General features: G+C 66.1%; 10 protein-coding genes and 1 pseudogene. 7 read left to right on the top strand and 4 right to left on the bottom strand.

Features of this window, described 5'->3' with window-relative positions:
- Nucleotide 1 precedes the first annotated feature (1 nt).
- Nucleotides 2–894, top strand: a pseudogene (locus tag BEK68_RS06625) (PhaM family polyhydroxyalkanoate granule multifunctional regulatory protein).
- A 3-nt stretch (nucleotides 895–897) separates the two neighbouring features.
- Nucleotides 898–2,082, top strand: a complete 1,185-nt coding sequence (locus tag BEK68_RS06630) for a patatin-like phospholipase family protein (protein ID WP_009277188.1) — start codon at nucleotides 898–900, stop codon at nucleotides 2,080–2,082.
- On the opposite strand, the gene BEK68_RS06635 is transcribed toward BEK68_RS06630, so the two are convergent.
- Entirely contained in the window at nucleotides 2,083–2,778 is a 696-nt protein-coding gene (locus BEK68_RS06635) for a glutathione peroxidase (protein ID WP_009239235.1), read from the bottom strand.
- A 403-nt stretch (nucleotides 2,779–3,181) separates the two neighbouring features.
- On the opposite strand from BEK68_RS06635, the gene BEK68_RS06640 reads away from it, so the two are divergent.
- Nucleotides 3,182–4,036, top strand: a complete 855-nt coding sequence (locus tag BEK68_RS06640) for a ferritin (RefSeq protein ID WP_009239234.1) — start codon at nucleotides 3,182–3,184, stop codon at nucleotides 4,034–4,036.
- Between the two features lie 74 nt (nucleotides 4,037–4,110).
- Complete coding sequence (gene rfaE2, locus BEK68_RS06645) at nucleotides 4,111–4,608, top strand: D-glycero-beta-D-manno-heptose 1-phosphate adenylyltransferase (RefSeq protein WP_009239233.1); 498 nt, start codon at nucleotides 4,111–4,113, stop codon at nucleotides 4,606–4,608.
- A 4-nt stretch (nucleotides 4,609–4,612) separates the two neighbouring features.
- On the opposite strand, the gene BEK68_RS06650 is transcribed toward rfaE2, so the two are convergent.
- The 3 genes from BEK68_RS06650 to BEK68_RS06660 all read right to left on the bottom strand — a co-directional run bounded on the left by BEK68_RS06650 (nucleotide 4,613) and on the right by BEK68_RS06660 (nucleotide 7,260).
- The gene (locus BEK68_RS06650; RefSeq protein ID WP_009239232.1) at nucleotides 4,613–5,398 is read right to left on the bottom strand and encodes an SPOR domain-containing protein; all 786 of its coding nucleotides are present in this window, start codon (nucleotides 5,396–5,398) and stop codon (nucleotides 4,613–4,615) included.
- 102 nt (nucleotides 5,399–5,500) lie between these two features.
- Nucleotides 5,501–6,382 (bottom strand): type III pantothenate kinase, encoded by an 882-nt coding sequence (locus BEK68_RS06655; protein ID WP_009239231.1) that lies wholly within the window; start codon nucleotides 6,380–6,382, stop codon nucleotides 5,501–5,503.
- On the bottom strand, nucleotides 6,379–7,260 hold the full coding sequence (locus BEK68_RS06660) for a biotin--[acetyl-CoA-carboxylase] ligase (RefSeq protein WP_009239230.1): 882 nt from the start codon (nucleotides 7,258–7,260) through the stop codon (nucleotides 6,379–6,381). Before BEK68_RS06660 ends, BEK68_RS06655 begins: the two co-directional genes overlap by 4 nt.
- 185 nt (nucleotides 7,261–7,445) lie before the next feature.
- Between BEK68_RS06660 and BEK68_RS06665 the strand changes: the two genes are divergently transcribed.
- The 3 genes from BEK68_RS06665 to BEK68_RS06675 are packed head-to-tail and all read left to right on the top strand — an operon-like array spanning nucleotide 7,446 to nucleotide 10,413.
- Nucleotides 7,446–8,570, top strand: a complete 1,125-nt coding sequence (locus tag BEK68_RS06665; RefSeq protein WP_004633779.1) for an MlaE family ABC transporter permease — start codon at nucleotides 7,446–7,448, stop codon at nucleotides 8,568–8,570.
- Nucleotides 8,567–9,445, top strand: coding sequence for an ABC transporter ATP-binding protein (locus BEK68_RS06670; RefSeq protein WP_009239229.1), 879 nt, complete (start codon nucleotides 8,567–8,569; stop codon nucleotides 9,443–9,445). The genes BEK68_RS06665 and BEK68_RS06670 overlap by 4 nt, the downstream gene beginning before the upstream one ends.
- On the top strand, nucleotides 9,445–10,413 hold the full coding sequence (locus BEK68_RS06675) for an MlaD family protein (RefSeq protein ID WP_009239228.1): 969 nt from the start codon (nucleotides 9,445–9,447) through the stop codon (nucleotides 10,411–10,413). The genes BEK68_RS06670 and BEK68_RS06675 overlap by 1 nt, the downstream gene beginning before the upstream one ends.
- The last annotated feature ends 77 nt before the right edge of the window (nucleotides 10,414–10,490 follow it).

Here is a 10,490-nt window from a genome sequence, read left to right on the forward strand (position 1 = left end):
CATGTTCACCCAGATGCCCAATTTTGCCGAAGGCGGTTTCGATTTCCTGCGCAAGCTGTGGGGCGGCGGCTTTTCCGGGATGGCCGGTGGCGGCATGCCCAACATGGCGAGCTTTGCCGCGCCGCCGATGGACCTTGAGGAAATCGACAAGCGTATCCACGACCTGCGCGCGGTGGAGAGTTGGCTGCAACTGAACGCCAGCCTGCTGCGTACGGCAATTCAGGGCCTGGAGGTGCAGCGCGCCACGTTGGTGGCCTTGCAGACGTTCGGCTCCGCACTGTCGCCCGAGGCCATGAAGTCTGCGTTCGACGGCCTGACGCCGAGCGCGTCGTCGTCTTCATCTTCGTCGTCTTCCGGCGAGGAATCCAAACCTGCCTGGCCCCACACCGCCGCCACAGCCAAGCCGGACGACGAACCGCCGCCCGAAGACGAGGACGAGGCGGAAGAAGACACGGACGACGATCAGGCCGAAGCCCGCGCCGAGGCTGCCCACGCTCAGGCACAGGCCGCTGCGCAGGCGCAAGCGGCCGCACGCGCCGCCGCGGCTGCGCTGGACCCCTCGCCGTGGTGGAACATGCTGCAGCAGCAGTTCAACCAGATCGCCAGCTCTGCCGCCGCCGCCATGCCGATGCCGCAGAACCTGATGCCGGGCTTCCCGGGCGGCTTCCCCGGGTTTGGCGCGCCCCGGGCGCGGAAGGGCTCGATGCGGCGCCGGAAGATATCGAAGAGCCGACAGCGCCAGCCAAGCCCAAGCGCGCTGCCGCCAAGGCTATGCCGAAGCCGGCCGCCAAGGCGTCTGCAGGGCGCACAGCCAAGCCGGCCACCAAGAAGACTGCTGCCAAGAAAGCGCCGGCGAAATCTGTGCCGCGCAAGCCCACCAACGACACCCCCTGATCGATGTCGACAGACTGCACTGCACTCTTGATGATGGGCGGCGGTGCGCGTGCCGCCTATCAGGTCGGAGTGCTGCGCGGCATCGCGGGGTTGGCGCGCGAGTATGCGCCGGGCGTGGCACGTACGCCGTTCGACGTCATTTGCGGGACATCGGCGGGTGCGATCAACAGTCTGGGCTTGGCCCGCGGCGCGCAGGATTTCACGCTTGCCACCGAGGCGCTCACCCAGCTCTGGGGCACCCTGCATGCCGATCGTGTCTATCGCACGGACGTCGGCCGCGTGGGCTCCAGCGGCGCGCGCTGGCTGACCGCGCTGGCGTTCGGCTGGATGACTGGCCACACGCCGCGCGCCCTGTTCGACAACACGCCGCTGCGCGAGCTGCTCGAATCGCAACACGACGGCGAGCAGGTGCAGGCCGCCTTCGACGCTGGAGCGCTGCGCGCGCTGGCCATTACTGCGCTGTCATACACCACCGGGCGCCACGTCACGTTCTATCAATCGCCGCATGTCGTGCTGCCGTGGCGGCGGTCGCAGCGGATTGCGGTGTCGGACGAGATCGGCGTGTCGCACATGCTGGCGTCGTCGAGCATCCCGTTCGTCTTCCCGGCAGAGCCGGTGCCGCTCGAAGGTAACGACGAATGGTTCGGCGACGGCACGATGCGCCAGATGTCGCCGTTGAGCCCCGCCATTCATCTGGGCGCGAATCGCATTCTGGTGGTGGGCGCCGCGTCCCGCTCGCAGCCGGGCTGGTACGACACGGTGCCGGCGTCCGGGTATCCGTCGCTTGCGCAGATTGCGGGGCAGGCGCTGGCAAGCATCTTCCTCGACGGGCTTTCGGCCGATATCGAGCGGCTGCAGCACGTCAACGCCATGGTGGCCCGCAACCCCGAGATTGCCGACGCGCGCGACGGCTGGCGCAAGATCGAAGTGCTGGTGATGGCGCCGTCCGAGCGCATCGAACTGATTGCCTCGCGCCACGTGCAGCGCCTGCCTGGCACGGTGCGCGCGCTGCTCAAGCCGCTGGGCGGCACCGAGGCGCGCGGGGCGGCATTTGCGAGCTATCTGCTCTTCGAACCCGAGTTCACGCAGGAACTGATCGACCTGGGCGAGCGCGATGTGCAGGCCCGCCGCGACGAACTGGCCGCGTTCCTGTACGGCGCGATTCCGGACACGATGCGCGCAGCCTGATCAGCGGGACGAGCGGGTCGATGGTTCAGCCAGCAGTGCGTCGATGCGTTTGATGAGCGCTGGGTCGCTCGGCTCGACACTGCTGGGGAACACTGCCGCCACGCGGCCGGTGCGGTCCAGCAGGTATTTGTGGAAGTTCCACTTGGGCGGCTGGCCCGTCTGCGTCGCGAGCCACGCATACAGCGGCGATGCGCCCGCACCCACCACTGCCGTCTTCGAGAACATCGGGAATTTCACGCCGTACGTGTTGTAGCAAAAGTCGGCGATCTGCTTGCTGTTGCCGGGTTCCTGCTGAAAGTCATTGGACGGAAAGCCCAGCACCGTCAGTCCCTTGTCGCGATACTTTGCGTACAGCGCTTCGAGCCCTTCGTACTGATGCGTGTAGCCGCAATAGCTGGCGGTGTTGACCACCAGCACGACGCGGCCGGCGTACTGGCAAAGGTCTTGCGGCGCATCGTCCTGCAGGCGCTTGACGCGAAAATTCAGGCTCGCGGGGCAGGCGCCCGGGGTGGTCGGGGTTTGTGCAGCCGGTGCGACGCCGGCCGTAACAGCATGCCCCGTGCGCGGCAGCAGCAACGCGATGACGGCAATGGCAATCGCAATGGCGATCATCAGCAGATGGTGCCGACGCAGCACACCCGACGCGTGCAATTGCAGGCGCGGGCGACGCATGGAAACGGTGGCGGGAAACAACATGGGGAATCTCCAAAAGCGGACGCTCAGCCGGCGAACCGGAGTGTCTTCAGTTTAGGGTATAACGCCCCGGGGTCGCACCGGGTGAAATGTGCGTTATGCGTTGCATATCCCTCGCCGCACGGCTTGCAGCGCTTCCTATACTGAAGAACTCGCCGGGCGGTAGTCCGGTCCGATACAAAAGACGGCAGCCTGCGTGCTGCCGATCACATCGCGGCGTACCGCGAGACAACGCGCGACTGTATCGCGCGTGAGGGGGTCGCCGGGCCATATTGCAACCGTGGCCGCGGCGGGCCTGTTGTGACGAGGAAACGGGCAGACCGAGAACTTTGCTCCGGCAACCCCGAAAATCGGGGGCTGGTCAAGCATGTCTGCTAGAATCCGCCTGCAAATTCAAAGGCTTACCATGCTCTATCCCGAATTGTTCAAGTCGTTGGAAGCGGTCCGCTGGAATATGGAAAAGGATATTCCGTGGGACACGTTCGATGCGTCGCTGCTGACCGACGCGCAAGCGCAGACCATCAAGATGAATGCCATCACCGAGTGGTCAGCCCTACCGGCCACCGAGATGTTCCTGCGTGACAATCGTCACGACTCCGATTTTTCGGCGTTCATGAGCGTGTGGTTCTTTGAAGAGCAGAAGCATTCGCTGGTGCTGATGGAGTATCTGCGCCGCTTCCGCCCGGAGCTCGTGCCGACCGAAGAAGAGCTGCACAACGTGCGCTTTGAATTCGATCCGGCCCCGCCGCTGGAAACGCTGATGCTCCACTTCTGCGGCGAAATCCGTCTGAACCACTGGTACCGCCGTGCCTCCGAATGGCACACCGAGCCGGTCATCAAGGCGATCTACAAGCATCTGTCGCAGGACGAAGCCCGCCACGGCGGCGCCTACCTGCGCTACATGAAGAAATACCTCGGCCAGTTCGGCGACAGCGCGCGCAGCGCATTCGCCAAGATCGGCGTGCTGATGGCCTCGGCGCGTCGCACCGAAAAGCCGCTCCACCCGACCAACCTGCACGTGAACAAGGCGCTGTTCCCGCAAGACACCGTGCAGTCGCGCCTGCCGAACCCGGATTGGCTGGAGCACTGGCTTGACGAGCAGATCAAGTTCGACGCCGGCTGGGAAAAGAAGGTCATCGAGCGCATCCTGCACAACATGGGTCTGCTGTTCGAGCGCACCTTCGAAACCGTGCAAGACCTGAACCGCTACCGCAAGGAACTGAACGCACGTCTGCTCGGCTCGGCCGAACAAGCTGCCTGATCCTTGCCATTGGCAGCAAGCGGCCCATCGATTCGATGGGCCGTTTTGTTTTCCACCCCGATTTCGGATCCACCATGACCGCTCGCCAGCCCGCGCCCGCCTTTGAGCAGAAGATCTGCGACTCCGCCGATGTGCAAGCCCGCGTGCGTGCCTTGCCGCGCCCGCTGGTCTTCACCAACGGGGTGTTCGACATCCTGCATCGCGGTCACGCCACGTATCTGGCGCAGGCGCGTGCGTTGGGCGCGTCGCTCGTGGTGGGCGTGAACACCGATGCCTCGGTGCGGATGCTGGGCAAGGGCGACGACCGCCCGCTCAATACGCAAGACGATCGCCTGGCCGTGTTGGCCGCGCTGGAAGCGGTGAGTCTGGTGGTGTTGTTTGCCGAGCGAACCCCGGTCGAACTCATCCAGCGCGTGCGCCCCGACATCTACGTGAAGGGCGGCGATTACGACATCGATGCGCTGGAAGAAACGCGCGTGGTGCGTAGCTGGGGTGGCACGGCGCTGGCGATTCCGTTCGAGCACGACCGCTCGACGACGGCGCTGCTCAAGCGCGTGCGCGCGACGTCCTGACTGCTTAGCGCGATGCAGTGACTGCCGCGCATGCGTGCAGGTCTTCTGCGCCCAGGGTTTTCTTGAGCGCGGCAAGTTGGGCTGCGACGCCCGAAGCCGCATCGGCGGTAGCGCTCACGCGAAGCGAGGTCTGCGAGCCAAGCCGGCGCGTTTGCGTGACCACGGCGGTGCGCACGTCCTTGGCTCGCAGTTCGTCCAGACGCTGCTGCGCGCGCTCCTTGTCGCGAAACAGACCCAGCGACACCACAAACGTATTGGCTTCCTGCACGATGGCCGAATCCGCCACGTTGCGGCGCTTGAGTTCGGCCACCTTGCGCTCGGCGTCGTCGCGTGTGTCGCGGGCCGGCATGTGGACCCACCAGCGGTTGTCTTCCTGGCGCGTGATGCGCTCGACCTGCACGCCCGCCAGTTGCTTGAGCTGATCGATGCCGCGCGTGGCTTGGGCTTCGGTCAGGCCGCCCAACTCGGTGCAACTGCCGCCGCTTTCAGCGATGGCAGCGGTGGTCAGAGCCGCAGGCTCGATGTTGGCTTGCGAGCCCGATGCGGCTGGTGCGGAACCAGCGGGCGACGACCCCGGCGCCGATTTGGGTACGCCTGCGGCCGGTGCAGCAGCGGGTGCGGGTTCGAGAATACGGATCTCTTCGGTGCGGATCTGGCGGCGCATGCGATCGGGCTCGCGCTCGCTCTCGAACCACGCCTTGGACACTTCCGGTCCGAACACGCCGGTATTGGCCGCGAGCAGAACGCCGTTGACGAGCAGCAGGATCAGCAGGGCGAGGCGAAGCGTCATGGTGCGAACGGACGTGGATTCGGACGGGGGCTCGGAATGCAGGAACACAGCGGCAACAACGATAAGACGTCAGATGGGAAACTGCAGCCCGGCCGACTGAGGCTAGGCCAGCGTCGCGGCGCCTTCCCGGCGCGCGCGCGCCAGCACCTGCAGGCCGAGCAGCACGAGATTATCGTGCATCTGGAACGGCATGCGCAGATGCGGCCCCAGTGCGGCGCGCGCCCCGCCGCTCAGCACGCAGCGTGCCGGGCCGGGGTATTGCTTCTGCAGTGCCTGCCACGTCTGTGCAATTGCACCTGCCTGGGCGATGACGCAGCCCAGCGCGATGGCGTCCTGCGTATTGTCGGCCCAGGGCGGCGCCACAACGTCGCCCGCGCTCAGGTAGCCGACGTCCACTTCGGGCAACTGCGCCGTGTTGCGTGACAACGCGTGCATCATCAATGTGAGGCCGGGCAGGATCAGGCCGCCGGCAAACAAGCCATCGGGTGTGACGATGTCGAGCGTGGTGGCCGTGCCGGCCGTCACGAGCAGCAGGGCGGTGTCGGGCCACAGATGGCGTGCACCGACCGCACCGATCCACCGGTCGGTGCCGAGTTGCGTTGGGTCGCGATACCCATTGCGCAGGCCGGCGGTGGCGTCTTCCGATGCCGCAATGCACACGCGCGCTCCGTCGAACACGCGGGCGATGCGTGCGGTGAGCGCATCGCGCAGTGCGGGGCCAGCCACCGCGCTGATCCATACCTCGGGCGGCGCAACGCCGGAGGCGTGGCAATCGCGCCAGTCTTCCACCAGCTCGGCCAATCGATCATGCGCGCGGGCGCCGGCATGCTGCCAGGGTGTGCCGCCGGGTTCCTCGGGCAGCGCGGGTTCGGCATCGGCACCGCCGGCAATCCACGCCCATTTGATGCGCGTGTTCCCTGCGTCGATCAGCAAGAGCGGACGGGCGGGGGCGGCGTGCGCGGCGGACACCTTCAGGCGCGTCATGGCTGCTCCGCATCTGCGCTGCGCAAGGAGACCTCGCCGCTGTGAATCCACTGCACACGTCCGCCCGATTCAATCGCCAGACGGCCTTGTGCGTCGATTCCATGCGCCACGCCTTCGAGCACCACGCTACCGTCCTGCCACAGACGCACGCGCTCCCCGGCAAAGGCATCGCGGGCCGCAAACGGCGCAACGAACGGCGCCAGGCCCTGTAAGCCGAAGCGCTGCAGGTGCTCACCCAGCGATGTGAGCAGCGCCGAAAACACGGCGTTCGCCTCCGGCGCATCCACCAGTTCTTCCACGCCCGACAGGCCCCGGCCGAGCGTGGTTTCCAGCACGTGCGGCCGTTCCAGGTTCAGGCCGATGCCGATGACGGTCCAGGTCCGGCCCGGCGCTGTCCGCACGGTCTCGACCAGGATGCCGGCCAGCTTGCGCCCGGCGATCTGCACATCGTTGGGCCACTTGAGGCTGAGGGCCTGTCCGCTGCCGCCGCGGGCTTCCGCGTACCCAGCCACGGCCTCAACCACGGCCACGCCCACGGCCAGGCTCAGTCCGCCGAGCTGCGCGGGCTCACCCGCAAAGGCGCAGGCGATGGAGAAGGTCAAACCGTGGTCGCCATCCCACGGGCGGCCCTGTCGGCCGCGTCCTGCGGTCTGGCGTTGCGCGGCCAGCACGCGCGCGCCCACGAGCGGCGCGTTGCCGGCATGGGCGGGCGTCGCCGTGTAGGCAGGCCACGTGGCATCGCGCACGGCGGCCATCAGATCGGCGTTGGTGGAGCCGGTGGCCTCGACCACATCGACGGGCCAGCCGGCAGCCGGACCGCTGGGCTGGATACGCTCGCGCGCAAGGCGCCACCCCGCGGAGGGTTCGGCAAGAGACATAAAGATGGGTGATCAGGTTCGCGCTAAGAATGCGCGCATTGTACGAGCGGTGCCGCAAACACGGGTCTGGTGCTTGCTTCAAGCGACGCAAAGGCCTCACAGTGTGGCAGCCAGTGTGACAGTGTTTGGCGACGCGTTGGCTACAATTCGACCGATAGCCGGCATCACCGCTTACGGAGACCCGTTTGATCACCTTCCGTACACCGCAGCTTGAGGTGCGCGTTGTCGATGGACGCTCCGTCGCCTTTCTCTCTGGCGACTGGACCACGCTTGCCCTGGCCGAACGCGCCGGCGTGCGCAGCGCCCGCCAGCAGATCCGCGCCGGGCTGGACAACGCCAACGCGTGGTGCCTGACCGAAGTCGGCCGTATCGACCACTTTGGCGCGCAACTGCTCTGGCGTGCCTGGGGCAATCAGTGGCCCGAACATCTGGATGCCCGGCCCGACCAGCGCCGCATGCTCGATCGTGTTGCCAAGCTCGACCCCGGCGGCTGGAAGCAGCGCCTGGCGCCCCGCATGAACCCCGTGGCGATCCTCGGCGAGGGCATGCTCGATTTTTTCGATCACGCGGGCAATGGCATCGCCATGGTCGGCCAGCTCGTGTTCGACCTGGGCAGGTTCGTGCGCGCGCCGCATCGCGGGCCGTGGCGCGAGATCTCCGCCAACATCTACAGCACGGGCTACAAGGCGCTGGGCATCACCGCGCTGGTGGGCTTCCTGATCGGCATCGTGCTCAGCTACCTGTCGGCCAACCAGTTGCGCGTATTCGGGGCCAGCATCTTCATCGTCAACATTTTGGGGATGGCCATCATCCGCGAGCTCGGGCCGGTGCTGGCGGCGATTCTGGTGGCTGGGCGTTCGGGTTCAGCCATCACTGCGCAGATCGGCGTGATGCGCGTGACCGAAGAGCTGGATGCGATGCGCGTGATGGGCATCTCGCACGGTTTCCGCCTGATCCTGCCCAAGGTGATTGCGCTGGCGATTGCCATGCCGCTGCTGGTGGCGTGGACGGATCTACTCGCGCTGGCGGGCGGTATTCTCGCGGCCAAGTTCCAGCTCGACATCAGCCCGACGTATTTCATCACCTCGTTGCCCGATGCTGTGCCGGTGGCCAACCTGTGGCTCGGCATTGGCAAGGGCGTGGTGTTTGGCATGCTGATCGCGCTGGTGGCCTGCCACTTCGGCCTGCGCATCCAGCCCAACACGCAGAGCCTGGGCGAGGGCACGACGACGTCCGTCGTGGTGTCGATCACCATCGTCATCCTGGCAGACGCGGTGTTTGCCATCCTCTTCAAGGACGTCGGGATATGACGCGGCCCCGCCATCCTCACATCAAGCACGCAGCGGAACCGGCGGCAATTACGCCCGCGCGCGAACGCGTGATCGAGATGCGCAACGTCACCAAGCGCTACGGCAAGGTGACCGTGCTCGACAACATCGATCTGGACGTATTTCGCGGCGAGGTGCTTTCCATCGTGGGCGGTTCGGGAAGCGGCAAGACGACATTGCTGCGCCAGGTGGTGGGGCTGGAGAAACCCTCCTCGGGCACGATCCACATCTTTGGCGAAGAGCTGACCTGCCAGGTGGGCAACGATCTGCAGTCGATGCGTAACCGCTGGGGCATGCAGTTCCAGCACGGTGCGCTCTTCTCGGCGCTGTCCGTGATCGACAACGTGGCATTGCCGATGCGCGAATTGCGCACACTGCCCGACGCGTTCATCCAGCGCGTGGCGATGCTCAAGCTGCAGATGGTGGGGCTCAAATCCACCGATGCCGACAAGATGCCGTCGGACCTGTCGGGCGGCATGATCAAGCGCGTGGCGCTCGCGCGGGCATTGTCGCTGGAGCCGGAGCTGGTGTTTCTGGACGAGCCGACCGCCGGGCTGGACCCGCGCGCGTCGGACGATTACGTCGCGCTCATCCGCGAGTTGCGCCAGGAACTGGGCCTGACCGTGGTGATGGTGACGCACGATCTCGACACCCTGGTGGCGCTGTCCGACCGCATTGCGGTGCTGGCGGATCGCAAGGTGGTGGCGGCCAAGCCGCTGGACCAGATCATTCAGATTGATCATCCGTTCATCAAGGAGTATTTCCTGGGTGAGCGGGGCAAACGGGCCCTGTTGGCGCTGGGCTCGCAGATGACGGAGGCGGTGGCTGCAGCCTCGCTTTCGACGCAGGAGGATTGATGGAAAACAAAGCCCACGCATTCCTGGCCGGGCTGTTTACGATCGGGCTGATCATCTTCATCGGCCTGGCCGTCATGTGGTTCAACCGAGACCAGACCGTGCGCTTGCCGTACGACGTGGTCACGCGTTCGACCGTCAACGGGCTGAATCCGCAGGCTTCCGTGAAATACCGCGGCCTGGACGTCGGCAAGGTCGACAGCATCCGCTTTGACGACAAGGTGCCAGGGCAGATCGTGGTGCGCGTGCTGGTCGACAAGGATGCGCCCATCACCACGACCACGTACGGCCGGCTGGCCTATCAGGGCGTGACGGGCCTCGCCTATGTGCAGCTCGACGACCGCGGCTTTGACAACAGCAAGCGCGCGCCCAGTCCTGTGCGCTTGGCCACGTCGGACAAAGACCCTGCCCGCATCCGCATGGAAGCCGGCTTCCTCGACGAGCTGGACAAGCGCGGCGACCAGATGCTCTCCAAGCTCGATCAGACGCTGAACTCGCTGTCGATCATGTTTGACGACGAGCACCGCCAGCAGGTCACGGCGTCGCTGCAATCGTTCCAGAAGACGATGGACGCCTACAGCACGCTCGCACAGCAGGCCGAGCCGACGATGCGCCGCCTGCCGCAGATTGCCGACAACCTTGATTCCACGCTGGTGGCCACGCGCAAGCTCACTCAGTCGCTGTCCGACCCGAAGGGGCCGTTGATGTCGACGCTCTCGGGCGCCGGGACGGATCTGACGGCGGCAACGCAGTCGATGCAATCCGCCGCCAATGTGCTGACCTACGAAACGCTGCCGCAGCTCAATGGCTTTGCACGCGAGGCCCGTCAGGCCGTGCGCGGCTTCGACCATGCCGTGACCGACTTCAACGCCCGGCCGCAAAGCGTGCTGTTTGGCCCCGCACCCGGCGCGCCCGACCCCGGTGAAACCGGCTTCACCGCGCCCGCCGCCCGCGCTTCGGCTCAGCCCTGAGGAGATTCCATGCCGATGTTGTCCGCTGTGTTCCGCCGCGCGTGCGCGCTGCCTGCCCTGATGGCGCTGTCGCTCCT

It is taken from the genome of Ralstonia pickettii (genome assembly GCF_001699815.1).
Taxonomy (GTDB): Bacteria; Pseudomonadota; Gammaproteobacteria; order Burkholderiales; family Burkholderiaceae; genus Ralstonia; species Ralstonia thomasii.